The sequence below is a fragment of the Pedobacter punctiformis genome (assembly GCF_027213715.1).
In the GTDB taxonomy this organism is placed as follows: Bacteria; Bacteroidota; Bacteroidia; order Sphingobacteriales; family Sphingobacteriaceae; genus Pedobacter; species Pedobacter punctiformis.
The window spans coordinates 1,290,353-1,306,364 of sequence record NZ_JAPWGM010000001.1 but is presented as its reverse complement, the minus strand read 5'-3'; the positions used below and the strand labels follow the sequence as shown (position 1 = coordinate 1,306,364).

Annotated in this window: 16 protein-coding genes; 4 read left to right on the top strand and 12 right to left on the bottom strand. The window is 37.8% G+C overall.

Annotated elements, in window-relative coordinates; all coding sequences use genetic code 11:
• Positions 1-448: 448 nt before the first annotated feature.
• A complete protein-coding gene (locus O0955_RS05830) occupies positions 449-817 on the top strand; it encodes a YccF domain-containing protein (RefSeq protein WP_269426585.1) in 369 nt (122 codons plus the stop codon).
• A gap of 154 nt (positions 818-971) precedes the next feature.
• Here the strand turns inward: O0955_RS05830 and O0955_RS05825 are convergent, their stop codons facing one another.
• Positions 972-1,943, bottom strand: a complete 972-nt coding sequence (locus O0955_RS05825; protein ID WP_269426584.1) for an App1 family protein phosphatidate phosphatase — start codon at positions 1,941-1,943, stop codon at positions 972-974.
• A gap of 58 nt (positions 1,944-2,001) precedes the next feature.
• On the opposite strand from O0955_RS05825, the gene O0955_RS05820 reads away from it, so the two are divergent.
• Positions 2,002-2,871 carry a diacylglycerol/lipid kinase family protein gene (locus O0955_RS05820; protein ID WP_269426583.1) on the top strand — a complete coding sequence of 290 codons (870 nt, stop codon included), beginning with the start codon at positions 2,002-2,004 and terminating at the stop codon, positions 2,869-2,871.
• On the opposite strand, the gene O0955_RS05815 is transcribed toward O0955_RS05820, so the two are convergent.
• The 11 genes from O0955_RS05815 to O0955_RS05765 all read right to left on the bottom strand — a co-directional run bounded on the left by O0955_RS05815 (position 2,864) and on the right by O0955_RS05765 (position 11,396).
• Complete coding sequence (locus O0955_RS05815; protein WP_269426582.1) at positions 2,864-3,259, bottom strand: hypothetical protein; 396 nt, start codon at positions 3,257-3,259, stop codon at positions 2,864-2,866. The genes O0955_RS05820 and O0955_RS05815 overlap by 8 nt on opposite strands.
• On the bottom strand, positions 3,260-3,913 hold the full coding sequence (locus O0955_RS05810; RefSeq protein WP_269426581.1) for a TonB family protein: 654 nt from the start codon (positions 3,911-3,913) through the stop codon (positions 3,260-3,262). It lies immediately after the preceding gene.
• A gap of 67 nt (positions 3,914-3,980) precedes the next feature.
• The gene (locus tag O0955_RS05805) at positions 3,981-4,649 is read right to left on the bottom strand and encodes a peptidoglycan DD-metalloendopeptidase family protein (protein WP_269426580.1); all 669 of its coding nucleotides are present in this window, start codon (positions 4,647-4,649) and stop codon (positions 3,981-3,983) included.
• Positions 4,650-4,672: 23 nt separating this feature from the next.
• Positions 4,673-5,308 (bottom strand): PAQR family membrane homeostasis protein TrhA, encoded by a 636-nt coding sequence (gene trhA, locus O0955_RS05800; RefSeq protein WP_269426579.1) that lies wholly within the window; start codon positions 5,306-5,308, stop codon positions 4,673-4,675.
• A 6-nt stretch (positions 5,309-5,314) separates the two neighbouring features.
• Complete coding sequence (gene rbfA, locus O0955_RS05795) at positions 5,315-5,692, bottom strand: 30S ribosome-binding factor RbfA (RefSeq protein ID WP_269426578.1); 378 nt, start codon at positions 5,690-5,692, stop codon at positions 5,315-5,317.
• Positions 5,693-5,784: 92 nt separating this feature from the next.
• Positions 5,785-6,972 carry a GTPase HflX gene (gene hflX, locus O0955_RS05790; RefSeq protein WP_269426577.1) on the bottom strand — a complete coding sequence of 396 codons (1,188 nt, stop codon included), beginning with the start codon at positions 6,970-6,972 and terminating at the stop codon, positions 5,785-5,787.
• Between the two features lie 282 nt (positions 6,973-7,254).
• A complete protein-coding gene (locus O0955_RS05785) occupies positions 7,255-7,716 on the bottom strand; it encodes a hypothetical protein (protein ID WP_269426576.1) in 462 nt (153 codons plus the stop codon).
• A 96-nt stretch (positions 7,717-7,812) separates the two neighbouring features.
• Positions 7,813-8,595, bottom strand: a complete 783-nt coding sequence (gene trpC, locus O0955_RS05780) for an indole-3-glycerol phosphate synthase TrpC (protein ID WP_269426575.1) — start codon at positions 8,593-8,595, stop codon at positions 7,813-7,815.
• A gap of 83 nt (positions 8,596-8,678) precedes the next feature.
• On the bottom strand, positions 8,679-9,263 hold the full coding sequence (locus O0955_RS05775) for an anthranilate synthase component II (protein ID WP_269426574.1): 585 nt from the start codon (positions 9,261-9,263) through the stop codon (positions 8,679-8,681).
• A 29-nt stretch (positions 9,264-9,292) separates the two neighbouring features.
• Positions 9,293-10,690: an anthranilate synthase component I family protein gene (locus tag O0955_RS05770; RefSeq protein WP_269426573.1), complete on the bottom strand. Its 1,398-nt coding sequence runs from the start codon at positions 10,688-10,690 to the stop codon at positions 9,293-9,295.
• A 259-nt stretch (positions 10,691-10,949) separates the two neighbouring features.
• On the bottom strand, positions 10,950-11,396 hold the full coding sequence (locus tag O0955_RS05765; protein WP_269426572.1) for a cytochrome B: 447 nt from the start codon (positions 11,394-11,396) through the stop codon (positions 10,950-10,952).
• Positions 11,397-11,508: 112 nt separating this feature from the next.
• Here O0955_RS05765 and O0955_RS05760 point away from each other — a divergent pair, with 112 nt between their 5' ends.
• Together O0955_RS05760 and O0955_RS05755 are read left to right on the top strand one after the other, a co-directional pair.
• Complete coding sequence (locus O0955_RS05760) at positions 11,509-14,529, top strand: amidohydrolase family protein (protein ID WP_269426571.1); 3,021 nt, start codon at positions 11,509-11,511, stop codon at positions 14,527-14,529.
• Entirely contained in the window at positions 14,519-15,832 is a 1,314-nt protein-coding gene (locus tag O0955_RS05755) for an amidohydrolase family protein (RefSeq protein WP_269426570.1), read from the top strand. The genes O0955_RS05760 and O0955_RS05755 overlap by 11 nt, the downstream gene beginning before the upstream one ends.
• Positions 15,833-16,012 lie beyond the last annotated feature (180 nt).

Below are 16,012 nucleotides of genomic sequence, written 5' to 3'. Positions count from 1 at the left end.
TTTCAATCTTTTTTATTCCCTCCTGCAACATCCGCTGCTTTAGGATTCCATTCGTTTCCGTTTGGGATTGCAAAGGTAGAAAAACTTTTTTAATCCGCAAGAAAAATAAATTCTTTTTTTCCCACCCCGGATTAAACCTTAAACCAGGCAAAACCCAACTTAAATCCTCATTTCTCCCATTCCTTCAATTCTAATCCCTCTGCATCTTCCCACCCTCTTCCAGCCCTTCCGAACCGGGTTGCAAAAGTAGAAAAATTATCCGCACTAACAAAACCCAAAACCCTTTTATCCCGCCAAAACCCCTTAACTTAATGGATATCAATAAGAAAAAATAGAAGATAATGTAGAGCATTTAAAACTTTAAGGTTAAAAACATCCGTTTAAACATTTAAGAGGCCTGCCTTGTAACAATATCTATTTTTGCTTATCTTAAAATAAAAGGAATTACATGAATTTTATAGGCAACATTATCTGGATCATATTTGGCGGTTTCTTTATTTTTTTAGAATATATTTTTGGCGGTTTAATTCTTTGTCTAACCATTGTTGGAATTCCTTTTGGCCTGCAGTGTTTTAAATTTGCTTTTGTTGGGCTGGCCCCTTTTGGCGTTAAAATAACTGATACATCATCAAACACTGGCTGCTTATCAACCATTATGAATATTATATGGTTATGTTTTGGTGGGGTGTGGATTGCATTAACGCATTTAGTATTTGGCCTTTTGCTTTGTATTACCATTATAGGCATACCTTTCGGTCGCCAGCATTTTAAATTAATGAATTTAGCTTTTACACCTTTCGGAAAATCGATTAGCTAATTTACCATACACATGAGGGGAATTTCCTTTAAAATATGCAAAAGAGAAGTATTTTAAACCCGACTGAAAGCGTTATCGCCAATTTTATTGGGATTAAGCAAAAAGCAGTACCGCTGCATCCTTTTAGTATGGAATTTGCTTTTCTAATCTTTTATTAAATCAGGCCTATCCTTTTTGAATGAGCAATTGCTTCTTCACTATTTATAAATAAACAGGTTTCTACATTTTGTGCTTCAATCTTGTTAAGCAATGCTTCTGTTTCCTTTAACTTTTCGGGCCGTATATTTCTAATGTAAACGGCTTCTATATTTTTAGGGTATTTTTCTACAATTGCAGCATATATAGCCGGATCTTGCTGACTGTTATCTCCAAAAAAAACAAATTTCTGATTTGGAAAAGCATCCAGAATGCGCATTACCCTCAGCAACTTGCCTTCATGGCCGGTTTTACCTGTTTTAAACAAATCCTTCCAGCGCTTAATCTGATTTAATAAAAAGGCACCATCGGGTAATTTATTAAACCTGAATGTTTCTATTAAGTAATCATAAAGATTCCACTCACTGCTGCTCACATAGAAAAAAGGATTAGGCTGGCTTTTATCAGTGTGTGAAAGGGCCAATTGCTGATAGTGGCTTGCAACCTGAGGAAAGGTTTTTCTGGTATGGGGATTTTTTATAAAAAGTTCGCGGAGCCTTCGCCCGATTGTTGCCGAATGCGAGATCATGGCAGTATCGTCAACATCAGAAATGAAAGCATATTGTGTAATGTGGGGCACATAAACTTTACCATCGCCGGTTTTTATTGTTTCTCCATCATCAGTAAAAGCCTCAACTTTAACCTCATGCCAACCTGCCGGAACATCTTGCTCGGCACTCCATTCAAATTTAAAAAAACCATCTGCTTCCGTTTTGTTATAAATGGTTTGATTTAAAAATTGTAAACGAACCTGAACAAAAGGATATGGCTTTAAAATAAACAGTTTAAAAAGATGAACAATATTTACCCATAAATTATTACTGTAAACCTGAGTAGTTTTAGATTTTTGCTTAAAAACATGGCCATAAACAACCAGATTTTGTTTGTGTCCGTACCCGTGATAAACTTTTACACTTGCATTTTTATTCATTATTAGTAAAACAGAGTTAATTCAAAGTTGTTTGTGTTGTACCACTACAGGTTATAAAATGAAACTACTATTCATCATAAATCCGGGTTCGGGTAGCCACGATACAGACTTAACAACGTTAATTTCTAATTATTATAAGGATAGGGAAACTGTTGTTGATTTATTTGAGTTGCCCCAAAGCTGTTCAATAGAGAAGATTAAACAGAAAATTAAGCAATCAGATGCAGATCGTGTAATAGCCGTTGGTGGCGACGGCACATTGAAATTAGTAGCGGAATGTCTTTTAAATACAGAAACTCCGATTGGAATTATTCCTGCCGGATCTGCAAATGGAATGGCGAAAGAGTTAGGTATTGCTACAGATTTGACTGAGGCGTTGGAATTGGCTGAAAATGGCATTGTTAAAAAAATCCATGCGATAAAAATTAATGATGAACTGTGTATTCATCTTTCTGATTTAGGTTTTAATGCTTATCTGATTAAAAAGTTTGACGGTTTATCTGAACGGGGCATGTGGGGTTACGCAAAAGCAACCTGGCACGCCTTGTGGAATCATAAACGGATGGAAGTGGAGTTAGACTTAAAAGGAGAGCGGGTTAAATCTGCCGCAGCCATGGTTGCCCTGGCAAATGCAACCAGGTATGGAACGGGTTTAAAAATAAATCCGGATGGGAAATTAGATGACAAACTTTTTGAAGTAGTATTGGTTAAGGATTACTCCTACCTGGAGATTTTAAAAATATGGACGACTAAATTGCCCTTTAACCCCAGGAAAATAGAGGTATTTCAAACTTCAGAAGTGAAAATCAGCTCCAAACATAAGGTACACTTTCAGGTTGATGGTGAGTATATTGGAAAGATTAATACAGTTGAAGCAAAAATTTTACCTGCAGCAATTTCCGTAATTGTACCCAAACACACTAATTAAGCAAATATTTTCTGTGAACTTTAATGGTATAATATAACCTGAAAAATTCTGCAATGAAACATATCCTGAATAAAATATCGAACCATCTTTCGCCGAGATTAAAGTATTCGGGCAGCAGAGTGATAAAACCTATTGAAAAAATCCAAACAACCAGCCGGAAGGGGAATTGAATATAATAAGTAATGAAGCCAAACTTTTTGAAGAGCATTAAACCCGCCGCTGATATAAACAGGGAAACAAATAATGGAAGCATCAGAATAACCTTGGCCTGCGAAAGTGTTTCCTGAGGAATTTCACTTAGATGGGTAATGATTTCCCAAAATTGCTTACCCAGCAGGGCAATAGTAATGATATCTAAAAGGGCAAAAAATTTAATCGTGTATCGCATTTATTTACAGTATTGAGCTATGTATTTATCGGCTTTGCTGCTTCCTACATGTTTAACAAATAAGAAATCTTCGCAAGCGCCTGGTTTATCACCTTGTTTTATTTTTTTTAATCCATCATTAATTCTTTCCTCCAGGTATTCATCATCAATACCCAATTGATTTTTTATAGCCAAAATTTGTGCTTCCTGTCCGGGTTTGGCCATATCAATGTTTTTGTAAAAGTTAAGCACCACATCGGTCAATCTTTCGTCGGTTTGGTACGCTTCAATCGCAGAACGAATGTCTGAACTACTTTTTTTCTCACAATCGTAGCCGGATAACTTGAAATTAACCAGAACAACTATAACAGCTGCAGAATCGTAACCTGCAGGAATTGCCCATTTACCAGAACTTAAACGAATTAAACGTAGTGCTTCATCATTAAGTTCGGTAATAATACCTGAGTTTATTTTAGAGAAGTACACCCTGCCTTCATTATCGAGTTTAAAGCTAACATTTACCGTTCCCTGGATGCAGTTGTATTTAGAATACCGCGGATAAATGGTGTTATTCTTTATGAAATTAGAAAAACCATCTTTTCCGCTTTTAAACTGCAATTGTGCCATAGCCATAGTGCAGCAAAAAACCAGGTAAAAGGTTAAAAACTTCTTCATTTAACTAATTTACGCAAAAAAGATGAAGCAGGGGTTGAATTGAAAAGCTTAAAACGAACATGATAAATTACTTTCCGAAAGTACTTTTCAAAATCAGGTTTGGATCGGGGCAGTTGGCCAGGTATTGATCGCGTTCGCTGAATTTACATACCCCCGGATAATCTCCTTTTAGTCCTTCCATATTTTTAATGAGTTGAAAGTGTAAATGCGGAGGCCAGTATCCGTTTTCTTCCTTAACACCAAGTTCGGCTATTTTTTGCCCTGCCGGAATATACTTTCCTTCTTCAAGACCATTAAGAGAGGCTAGACTTAAATGCCCGTATAGCGCATAAAACTGAAAACCATCTATATTATATTCTAAAATAATGGTTGCTCCATAATCTCCGAAATTGTTATTATTTGCAAAACTTTGAACTTTGGCATCATAAAAATTATAAACGGCCGTTCCGGCTGGTGCCCATATGTCAACGCCTAAATGTAAACGGCGTGGCTCCTCGGCCGTATTAAAGTGTTTGCTTCTCGAATAAATGGTCCGGTGCTCGCCATAACCCCCAATTCCATACTTTGCACCATTAGAAATAAGTTTTTGATTCACCCAATCAGAAAACAAATCGGTATCGTCCAAAATTTCATCCGTAAGCTCGGTATTAGAAGCTGTAAAATCAAGGCTGAGCAACTGATCTTTCCACACATCAAAATCAACAACTTTGGCAATAGATGCCGAATGTTTCTCCATAAGATTTTGAAAGTTGTGCATCATTAAGCAATGTTGAAAATGTAGACGTAATTATAAATGTAGTGCGCTAATGCACCCCCAATTACAAACAAATGCCAAAGCTCGTGGCTGTGCACATATTTTGAAAGTGGTTTATCTTTTGCATAATAATAAGTACCGCCAATGTAAAATACGCCTCCGGTTAATAACCAAAAGATGGCTCCAATTGGTAAAGTGCCCAACATTTTTTGCAGTAGCGGAACAATTAAACAGCCCATTAAAATATAAATGGCTAAAGAAATTGCAGTGCTTTTTAGCCGGTTAAAAATTTTAAGCAAACACCCTGTAATGGCAATTAACCACACAATTGCAAATAAACTCCACCGCAGCCAGCCATCAAAAACCAATAAGGCCGTTGGGGTATACGAGCCGGCAATCATTAAATAAATACAACAATGATCAAATTTTTGCCAAAAGCGAATACCATAATCAGTACTCGGGTAGCCATGATACATGGAACTTACGCCAAATAAAATAAAAGTACCGATGCTGTAAATCCAGGCGGCCGTGTATTCTATTGGTGCATTACACTTTTGCAGCAAAAAGTAACCTGCCGGAATTGCAATTAAAGCTGGAATAAAATGAGTGAAGAAATTTACAGGCTCTCTAAGGCTTCTCACAAATGGCTATTCGCTATCTTCTTCTTTTTGTCTCGGTTCTTTAGCAATCTTTTCAAAAAGATGATCCATGCGCTCCACATATTCGTTGGTATCATCTACAAAAAAGGTAAGTTCTGGAATTACCCTAACCTGGTGACGAATGCGACCGCCTAGTTTGTACCTGATTTCGCCTGCATGCGCATTAACTGTATTAATAGATAATGTAGTATTGTTGGTATTAAAAAAACTCAGATAAACTTTGGCCACCGCCAAATCAGGCGATACCCGAACACGGGTAATGGTTACCAAAGTATCCGGTAAAAATGAAGTTCCTTCCCGCTGAAAAATCTGTGCTAACTCCTCTTGTATTACTCCCGCAAATTTCTGCTGACGTTTACTTTCCATAATTTTATGTTTGTGTGGTTTAAATTTTTGGGTAATTCAAACCACATGTTAATTTTTATGCCCCGATAAGCTCAGGCATAATAAAATTTTACTTAATATAACAAATTATCATAAGGATATCTGGCCGTATGTGCAGCCTTTACCTTATCGTACAATAATGTTTTAAACTCTTCTATATTTTCTTTTTCGGTTGCAGAAATAAATAAAACCGGAATTTTATCGTGACTCATCCAGCTGTTTTTAAATTCAGAAAGTGATAATTTTCCATCATCCTGCGGATCATTTACTTCTGGTGAAACATAAGCATCAATTTTATTAAAAACCAAAATCATGTCTTTATCAATCGCACCGATATCCTTTAAAGTCTCGTTAACGGTATTAATCTGATCTTCAAAATTTGGATGCGACACATCAACCACATGAATTAAAATATCTGCTTCGCGAACTTCATCCAGTGTTGATTTAAAACATTCTACCAAATGGTGAGGCAACTTGCGGATAAAACCAACCGTATCTGAAAGTAAAAATGGTAAGTTTTCGATAACCACTTTACGAACCGTTGTATCCAGCGTTGCAAATAATTTATTCTCTGCAAATACTTCAGATTTCGCAAACATATTCATAATGGTTGATTTACCAACATTGGTATACCCAACCAATGCAACCCGGATTAACTGACCACGGTTTTTTCGCTGTGTTTCGTTTTGTTTATCTATACTTTTCAAACGCTCCTTAAGCAAGGATATTTTATTCAAAATAATCCTTCTGTCGCTTTCAATCTGCGTTTCACCGGGTCCACGCATACCAATACCACCCTTTTGGCGCTCCAGGTGGGTCCACATACCTGTTAAACGGGGCAGTACATATTGTAATTGAGCAAGTTCTACCTGTGTTTTTGCCTGAGCCGTTTGTGCCCTGTTTGCAAAAATATCCAAAATCAGGTTGCTTCGGTCTAAAACTTTAGCCCCTAATTCGCGTTCAATATTTCTGAGCTGTGATGGCGATAATTCATCATCAAATATTACGGTATCAATCTCCTCTGATTTTACATAAGCTTTGATTTCTTCCAGCTTACCTGTACCCACAAAAGTTGCCCTTTCAGGCCTTAACATTTTCTGTGTAAAAACCTTCTCCACCTTTCCACCAGCTGTATCCACTAAAAAAGCCAGCTCGTCTAAATATTCTTTTGTTTGGGCATCTTTTTCGCCGGGCGTTACCACACCAACTAAAATTGCCCTTTCCTGCGTGATCGCAGTATCATAAAATTTCTGTTTTCCCATGTAATTAAGGCAAACTTAGATAAAATTGAAGTCTAAAGCAATTTAAGGGCGTCACACTAAAAACAATTTAAGTTAACTCCAATAAAATAAATCTTAAATCCGAAGATGAGCTTAAAAATGTGGGTATATAATTTATAAATTTCACAACAAAAGAAACAACTAAATGGTTTTAAATGGTAGGCTCTTCTTCTGTGTTAATCAAAACTCAGCAATAATCTATAATTATAAACAAAAAAGGCTGCCTGATATCAGACAGCCTTTTCCATAAATTTCATATATGGTTTAGTAATCGTATCTGTGTGTATAATCTTTATTTACATCCACAGTAACGTTTTGGTCATTTGTGATTACTTTGCCGTTAACCTCAGCTTTATAGCTTATTGTATAAGGGCCATTAAAATTAAGGCATTGAATACTTGTACCTACAACATCCAGTGGTGTTACCGACTCAACAACATAAGTTTTTGTACTGCCGGTAAAATCATCTTCACCCAAACTAACAGAGGTTTCATTGTTTTTTGTTACGCCATTAACTTTCCAAAGGGTTTTAGTGTTTTTTAAATCTGCGCCAACAATTACAAATGATGCATAATCATCAGCGCCGCTTACGCCGTTAACGGTAATCGTAAACTTAACATTTTTGCCTGTAGTTCCAGGAGAATCATTACTGTCTTTTTTACAGGAGAATAAAAGGGTTACAAATAAAATAAGGGATAGGGATAAGAGTTTTGAGAATCTTTTCATAGACTTTTTTTTAGTTAAAAATTGGTTACCTTAAAAAAAGAAGACAAACATGATGCCAATACACTTACAATAAGATGACATTTGTGGTTAAAACGCTTAAATCTTTGTAACAAATTCATGAATAGCCAAACCTGGGTTTTCGGTTTTCATAAAATTTTCCCCAATTAGAAACCCATTAAAACCTGCGGCTTTTAATTCTCTTATCGTTTTAGGATCACTGATTGCGCTTTCTGAAATTTTCAAAAACTCATCCGGAATTTTATTTACCAGATCAAATGAGGTTTGAATATCAACAGTAAAATTAGCCAGATTCCGGTTATTTACGCCAATGGCGTCAAGGTTAGGGCAAATGCTCCGTTCCAATTCTTCCTGGTTGTGCACCTCCAGCAAAACATTTAAATCCAAATTTTGTGCAAAGGTTCCGAAATCAATAATTTGTTTTGGGGTTAAAATTGCAGCAATTAAAAGAATAATATCAGCACCCCAGGCTTTAGCTTCTAAAATTTGATATTCGTCAATCATAAAATCTTTACGGAGAATTGGAATTTCATTCGCGGCTCTCGCAGCAATAAGGTCTTCCATTTTTCCACCAAAAAAATCTACATCTGTTAAAACCGATAAAGCCGATGCGCCTGCAGCGTTATAGGCCCTGGTAACTTCTGCTACATCTGCTATACCATTAATTAAACCTTTTGATGGCGACCGGCGCTTAAATTCAGAGATAATGCCTGTTCTGTCTTCGGCCAATAAAAAGTCTTTAAAAGAATATGGATTACGTTTAAAGTGAATTGAGTTTTCTAAATCCTGCACAGAAACCTGTTGTTTAGCAATGGCAACTTCTTCCTTTTTACGTAATACAATTTTATCTAAAATATTCATGTTTTATATTCGTCATGCCGAACTCGTTTCAGCATCTATTCAACGTTTAATTTATTTGTACAATCATTGCGAGGAACGAATGTTTAGTTGGTCAGCCAGTTTTCCATCATTTGCTTTCCATGCTCGGTTAACACACTTTCAGGATGAAACTGTACTCCCCGGACATCCAGCGTTTCGTGCCTTAAAGCCATGATTTCATTTTTATGATCACGTGCTGTAATTTTTAAACAGGTTGGAAAATCTTCTTTGCTCACCACCCAACTGTGGTAACGGCCAACATTTATGGTTTGCGGGCATTCCCAGAATAAAAATTCATCTCCATCTACAACCGTTACCGGAGTGGCAATACCATGCATAGGTCTGCCCAGGTTTAAAAGTTTACCTCCAAATACTTCGGCAATGGCCTGCTGGCCTAAACATACGCCAAAAATACTTTTAGTTTCTGCATAGGTTTTAATCACTTCAAGCAATAAACCCGCTTCTTCAGGAATGCCTGGTCCCGGCGAAAGTAATATTTTATCGTATTGCGCCACATCGGCAATATCAAATTTATCGTTTCTCCAAACTACGGCTTCGTAACCTACCTCGTTTATTAAATGTACCAGGTTGTAAGTAAAACTATCATAGTTATCGATTACTAAAACCGCTTTCTTATTTATGTTTTCCATCTTATTTCTTACTCAAATGTTTGGCTGCATTAAATTTTCTCCGCCATTTCTACCGCCTTACGCAAGGCTGCAATTTTATTGTTTACTTCCTGCATTTCTGTTTCGGGTACCGAATCGGCAACAATACCAGCGCCTGCACGATAATGCAATTCATTGTTCTTGCTCATAAAAGTTCTGATCATAATGGCATGATTAAAATCTTCGTTAAAGCCCATAAAACCAATCGCACCCGCATAAAAATTACGCCCAAGCTTTTCGTTTTCATCAATTAACTGCATGGCTTTATATTTTGGTGCCCCACTTAAAGTTCCGGCCGGGTAAGTATCAGCAACGACTTTAAAAGCGGTTACATCCTCTTGTAAATGCCCGCTAACTTTACTCACCAGGTGAATTAAATGCGAGTAATACTGAACTTCTTTAAAAGATTTTACCTCCACCTGGTTGCAATGCCTGCTTAAATCGTTTCTGGCCAAATCAACCAGCATCACATGCTCGGCACTTTCTTTCGGGTCCTGCTCTAATTTACGGGCTTGTTCAGCATCTTCGATATCATTTCCGCTGCGTTTAAACGTTCCGGCGATTGGAAAAATGTTAGCCGTATTATTTTTAATGGTAATCTGCGCTTCCGGCGATGACCCGAACAATTTAAAATCGCCATAATCAAAATAGAATAAATATGGTGAAGGATTTATAGACCTTAAGCATCGGTAAACATTAAATTCATCACCAGAAAAAGATTGTTTAAAGGCTCTTGAAGGAACGATCTGAAAAACATCTCCTCGAAAAATATGTTTCTGCAGCTTTTCTACCAGATCCATAAAACCCTGGTCGGTTAAGTTCGACGATTCTTTGCCTCTGATTTTAAACTTATATTCAGGATAATTTTTATTCTGAATCAGGTACTCCATTTTCTCCAATCCGCCCTCTTCCTCGCCATCAAATGTGTTTTTAAACAGGGTAATTTCGTTTTTAAAATGATCTATCGCAATAATGTAACGGTATAAATGATATTGCATTTCAGGAATCTCTTCACCTTCTGGTGTTTCTGAATGGAATTTAATGTCTTCAAAATGCTGTACTGCATTCCAGGTAAAATAGCCAAACAATCCGCTGGATATAAATTTAATCTCAGGCAGTTCCGTTTCCTTAAATTTATCTTTAAATATAGTGATCTCTTCGGTCAGGTTTTCGCTGTCTTTAATTTCTACTGAGCCATCCGGAAAATACGTTTCCAGCCTGTTGTTTTTAAGGATAATTCCGGCAACGGGATCGGCACAAACAAAACTCATGGAATTTTCCCGGCTGTGGTAATCCGAACTTTCCAGTAAAATACTGTTCGGATAAACATCGCGAAGGCGCAAATAAATACTTACCGGAGTAGTGGTATCGGCTAATAATTTCTTGTAAGTGGTATTTATCTTAAACATTTTCTTTTTATCATTATCGTCATTGAAAGGAATGACGGGATTAAATGCAATTTATTTTATAATTAAAAAGCCCGACGTGTGGTTCTACGTCGGGCTTTAATGGTTCTTTTAATAAGGTTTAGGTTGATAAACTATATTTTGCATACGCAGCCGGCGCAATTCTTTTTTGAATTACTTTGCCAAAGCCATGTATGTGTATTTCTATTCATCTGCAGCAAAAATATAAATATTTTTAAATAAGCGAAATATTTTTTAAAATTTATGATACACCAAAGAAAGTTCTGCCGGGAACACTTTTGGTCATTAAATAAATGGAAACTATAATTAAAATCAATGCCAAACCAAAGAAAATAGAAATTGTACGGTGTTTAGCTACCGATGCAACAATCTTTTTTGACTTTGAATTTCCTACTGTAATTAAAACAATAGCAATAATCATCATGCTGATGTGCTCCATTTTAAAATAACGGACTGCTGGTGCGCCGGCACTACTTAAACGATACCATCCTTCACTGAAATAAAGTATTAAGCCTAAAAGCAGTTGAATGTGTGCACTGATTAAAGTAAACACATTTAGCTTTCTATCTCCTTCTGTATAAGGTTTATTGCCCAGCCATCCTGATAATGCTTTTACTACCGCAATAACCAATAAAAGGAAAACCACATAGCGCCATCCCGAGTGCGCACTTTTTAAAATATCATTCATATCTAAAATTTCTATGATTCAAAAATAGACATTAATTGTAAAAAATAGGTTAATAAGCAATGACAACGCTTATTTATATTAGTTTTAAACAAAATAAACCCCTAAACTTATTATGAAGAAAATTTTACTCGCCGTTGTGCTGGTATTTTCTACTACAGTTCTCTTTGCACAGCAAACAACCTATCCTGTAAATGGTTCTTACGATACCAGACCGGGAATGTTTGCCTTTACCAACGCAACGATTGTAGTTAATGCCAATCAAACCTTAACAAATGCCACCCTTTTAATTAAAGGACAAACCATACAAGCGGTTGGTGCTGGTATGGCTGTACCTAAAGGTTATGTTGTAATTGATTTAAAAGGAAAATTTATTTATCCGTCTTTAATTGATGCTTTCTCCAGCTACGGCATTCCTGAAGTTGCTACGCAAGCCAGGGGTTTCGGAGGCGCCCGCCAGTCTGTTTTTGTATCGACTAAAAAAGGTGCTTACAACTGGAACGAGGCCATCAGACCAGAAACTTCTGTTAAAACTATTTTTAGTGCTGACGGTAAAAAGGCCGATGAGCTGCGCAAGGTTGGTTTTGGAAGTGTAAATGTAATTAACCGGGATGGGATTGCCCGTGGTGTTTCTGCCGCTGTAACCCTAAATGATGCAACAGATAACAATGTATTTCTGAAAGATCAAACCGCAGCAAATTATTCTTTTAACAAAGGATCGTCCGCAAATGATTATCCAACTTCTTTAATGGGATCTATTGCTTTATTGCGTCAAACCTATTATGATGCACAGTGGTATGGTAAACAAAAAGAAGAATACAATATTTCTTTAGAAGAATTTGGTAAACAGCAAAACATGCCTCAAATCTTTGAAGCAGATGGTTGGGCTAATGTTCTTCGTGCCGATAAAATTGGCAAAGAATTTGGCAAGCAATACATTATTAAATCTACCGGAGACGAGTACCAAAGAATTAGCGAAGTTAAAGCTACAGGTGCAACTTTGATTATTCCACTGGCATTTCCTAAAGCTTATGATGTAGAAGATCCGGCGGAAGCGCGAAATATTACGCTGGCACAAATGAAGGCTTGGGAAATGGCCCCGGCAAATCCTGCAGCGCTGGAAAAAGCAGGAATTAAATTTGCTTTAACTGCATTTGGTCTGGAAAACAGCCGTGATTTCTGGGCGAATATTCGTACAGCTATAGAAAATGGATTAACAGAGAAACAAGCTTTACAATCGGTAACTGAGGTTCCGGCTTCTATTTTAGGCATCAGCGATAAAGTAGGTTCACTGGAAAAAGGTAAAGTAGCCAACTTCCTGATCTCATCTGATAATTTATTTAAAAATGGAAACATCATCTTCGAAAACTGGGTACAAGGCAAACGCTTTATTGTAAACAAAATGGATGTTGCCGATGTACGTGGTATATATAACCTAAACGTAGATGGTATTAGTGCTTTGATTTTAAAAATTACCGGAACGGGCGGTGGCTCTGTTGCAGCTATTGAAAGAACGGGCGTTGACAGCGTTAAAACCACAGCTACTTTTAGCCGCAACGGCGATTGGGTAAGCATTAATTTTAATTTAAAGAAAAACCCTAAAGGCGATGTTCGTTTAAGTGGCTACCTGACGGCTGCTAATCCATTAACTTTTAAAGGCGAATCGGCCCTTGCAGATGGAAGTACCGGAAGATTTACAGCGACTTTTAAGGAGGCTTCAAAAGAAACGCCTAAACCTGATGAGCCCAAGCCATCATTAGCAACGGGTACCTTGCTTTACCCTTTTGGTGCTTTTGGAAATGCTGAATTGCCTAAGCAGGAAACCGTATTGCTTAAAAATGGTACCGTTTGGACTAATGAGAAAGAAGGCATCTTGCAAAATGCAGATGTGCTTTTAGAAAATGGTAAAATTAAAGCGGTAGGCAAAAACCTTCCGGCAGGAAATGCTAAGGTGATTGACGCTACAGGGAAACACATTACACCGGGCATTATCGATGAGCATTCGCACATTGCTGGTTCTGGTGGCATAAATGAAGGTGCACAATCGGTATCTGCCGAGGTTCGTATTGCCGACATCATCAATTCTGAAGATGTAAACATTTACCGTCAGCTGGCAGGTGGCGTAACTACTTCTCACATTCTTCACGGTTCCGCAAACCCAATTGGTGGTCAGTCACAGCTTATTAAATTACGCTGGGGCAAATCGCCTGAAGAGTTAAAATTTGCAGGTGCGGATGGTTTCATCAAATTTGCATTAGGCGAAAACGTTAAGCAAAGCAATTTCGGAACCGGGCTACGTTTCCCGGTAACACGCATGGGTGTTGAGCAAACTTATATTGATGAGTTTACCCGCGCCAAAGAATATGCAAAAGCCATGTCGGCAAAAGGCAACAATGTACGCCGTGATTTGGAACTGGATGCCATTGTCGAAATTTTGAACAACAAACGTTTCATTACCTGTCACTCTTATGTACAAAGCGAAATTAATATGTTAATTCATGCTGCAGACAGCATGGGCTTTAAAATAAACACCTTTACACACATTTTAGAAGGCTATAAAGTGGCGGATAAAATGAAAGCGCATGGTATTGCAGGTTCAACTTTTTCAGATTGGTGGGCTTATAAAAACGAAGTTGCAGAAGCCATTCCTTATAACGGAAAGATTATGCATAACGTGGGCATTACTACTGCATTTAATTCTGATGATGCTGAAATGGCCCGTCGTTTAAATCAGGAAGCCGGTAAAGCCGTTTTATATGGTGGTGTACCAGAAGAAGAAGCCTTTAAATTTGTAACCCTTAACCCGGCAAAAATGCTTCACATTGATGGTAAAGTAGGAAGCTTGAAAGCAGGAAAAGATGCCGATGTTGTCGTTTGGTCTGCCGATCCTTTATCTATTTATGCAAAAGCCGAAAAAACTTTTGTTGATGGTGTTGCCTACTGGGACATTGAAAAAGATGCTCAGGTAATTAAAGCTCAGCAAATTGAAAAGGCCCGCCTGATTCAAAAAATGTTAGAAAGCAAGAGTAAAGGTGGCCGCACACAACGTCCGGTTAGTGAAGCTCCACGTTTATACAATTGCGAAACTTTAGAAAATTATTCAGCTGAATTAACCGAACAAGAACATGCGCACTAATATTAAACCTTATATGCTCAGTCTGGTGCTATCGGCATGCAGCCTGATCTGCTTTGCACAAGCGAACATATCACCGGCAAAAAAGCAAAGCAAAACCATAGCCATCACTGGCGCCACTGTACACGTAGGTAATGGAACCATCATAGAAAACGGAACCATACTTTTTGGAAATGGTAAAATTATATCGGTAACTACCAACGGACAGGTACCGCAAGATGATGTATTACGGATTAACGCCAGTGGGAAGCACGTTTATCCTGGTTTTATTGCGGCAACCACTAATCTTGGTCTGATAGAAATTGAGGCCGTAAAAGCGACGCTTGATTTTCAGGAAATTGGTGATTTTAATTCGCACATTCGTTCTATTGTAGCTTACAATACAGATTCCAAAGTGCCTGCTACTTTGCGCAGCAATGGTGTTTTAATGGCCCAACCTACGCCACAAGGCGGAGTGGTTTCCGGAAGTTCATCTGTTGTACAACTGGATGCCTGGAATTGGGAAGATGCAGTTATTAAAACGGACGATGCCATGCACATGACCTGGCCGGTTACACCTCGTTTTAGAGGTGGTTTTGGCAGGCCGCAAGTTTCGGCAGAAGCATTAGCCGAGCGTACGCAAACTGCCATTAACCAGTTAACTTCTTTTTTCGCTGAAGCTAAAGCCTACAGTGAAATGGGTAAGCCTGAAGTTATTAATACCCGCTTCGAAGCCATGAAACCAGTTTTCAGTGGAACAGAAAAGTTATTTATTGCAGCTGATGGACAGAAAGACATTGTCGCTGCTGTAAATTTCGCGAAGAAATTTGGCATTACTCCGGTTATTACAGGAGCTGATGAAGGTTATCTGGTCATCGATTTCCTAAAAAACAATAACATCAGTGTGGTGGTTAAACAACCTCATGCCCTGCCAAACAATAACGATGATGACGTGAATATGCCCTATAAAAACGCAGCTATTTTAGCCAATGCAGGCATTAACGTAGTGGTTAGTATTGATGGTTACTGGCAACAACGCAATTTGCCCTTTATGGCCGGAACGGTTTCTGCATGGGGATTGGATAAAGAAAAAGCACTTTCTACCATTACTTTAAATGCAGCAAAGGTAATGGGCGTTGATAAAACCACCGGAAGCATTGAAAATGGCAAGGATGCAACCTTCTTTATTTCTGCTGGTGATGCTTTGGATATGAAGACGAACAAAGTAGAACAAGCTTTTATTCAGGGCAGAGATATTAACCTGGATAATTTGCATAAACAACTGGATAAAAAATTCAGTGATAAGTACGAAGCAGAGAAGAAGTAAACTTGTTTTAGCGTGTACATTAAAGCGACCTGTTAATTTAGACAGGTCGCTTTTTTTATGCTTTTGAAATGTGCATGATGCGGTAAACAAAGAAACGATGGGTTTTCTGTTCTATCGCTGAGATTGCTTCGTGCCTCGCAATGACGTCTCGGGGCAATTCGTTATTTACATTTAAAATAC

Bases quoted from the DNA above. Each gene is read 5' to 3' on its own strand.
- O0955_RS05830 (WP_269426585.1), top strand. From the start codon at position 449: ATGAATTTTATAGGCAACATTATCTGGATCATATTTGGCGGTTTCTTT.
- O0955_RS05825 (WP_269426584.1), bottom strand. From the start codon at position 1,943: ATGAATAAAAATGCAAGTGTAAAAGTTTATCACGGGTACGGACACAAA.
- O0955_RS05820 (WP_269426583.1), top strand. From the start codon at position 2,002: ATGAAACTACTATTCATCATAAATCCGGGTTCGGGTAGCCACGATACA.
- O0955_RS05815 (WP_269426582.1), bottom strand. From the start codon at position 3,259: ATGCGATACACGATTAAATTTTTTGCCCTTTTAGATATCATTACTATT.
- O0955_RS05810 (WP_269426581.1), bottom strand. From the start codon at position 3,913: ATGAAGAAGTTTTTAACCTTTTACCTGGTTTTTTGCTGCACTATGGCT.
- O0955_RS05805 (WP_269426580.1), bottom strand. From the start codon at position 4,649: ATGGAGAAACATTCGGCATCTATTGCCAAAGTTGTTGATTTTGATGTG.
- rbfA (WP_269426578.1), bottom strand. From the start codon at position 5,692: ATGGAAAGTAAACGTCAGCAGAAATTTGCGGGAGTAATACAAGAGGAG.
- hflX (WP_269426577.1), bottom strand. From the start codon at position 6,972: ATGGGAAAACAGAAATTTTATGATACTGCGATCACGCAGGAAAGGGCA.
- O0955_RS05785 (WP_269426576.1), bottom strand. From the start codon at position 7,716: ATGAAAAGATTCTCAAAACTCTTATCCCTATCCCTTATTTTATTTGTA.
- trpC (WP_269426575.1), bottom strand. From the start codon at position 8,595: ATGAATATTTTAGATAAAATTGTATTACGTAAAAAGGAAGAAGTTGCC.
- O0955_RS05775 (WP_269426574.1), bottom strand. From the start codon at position 9,263: ATGGAAAACATAAATAAGAAAGCGGTTTTAGTAATCGATAACTATGAT.
- O0955_RS05770 (WP_269426573.1), bottom strand. From the start codon at position 10,690: ATGTTTAAGATAAATACCACTTACAAGAAATTATTAGCCGATACCACT.
- O0955_RS05765 (WP_269426572.1), bottom strand. From the start codon at position 11,396: ATGAATGATATTTTAAAAAGTGCGCACTCGGGATGGCGCTATGTGGTT.
- O0955_RS05760 (WP_269426571.1), top strand. From the start codon at position 11,509: ATGAAGAAAATTTTACTCGCCGTTGTGCTGGTATTTTCTACTACAGTT.
- O0955_RS05755 (WP_269426570.1), top strand. From the start codon at position 14,519: ATGCGCACTAATATTAAACCTTATATGCTCAGTCTGGTGCTATCGGCA.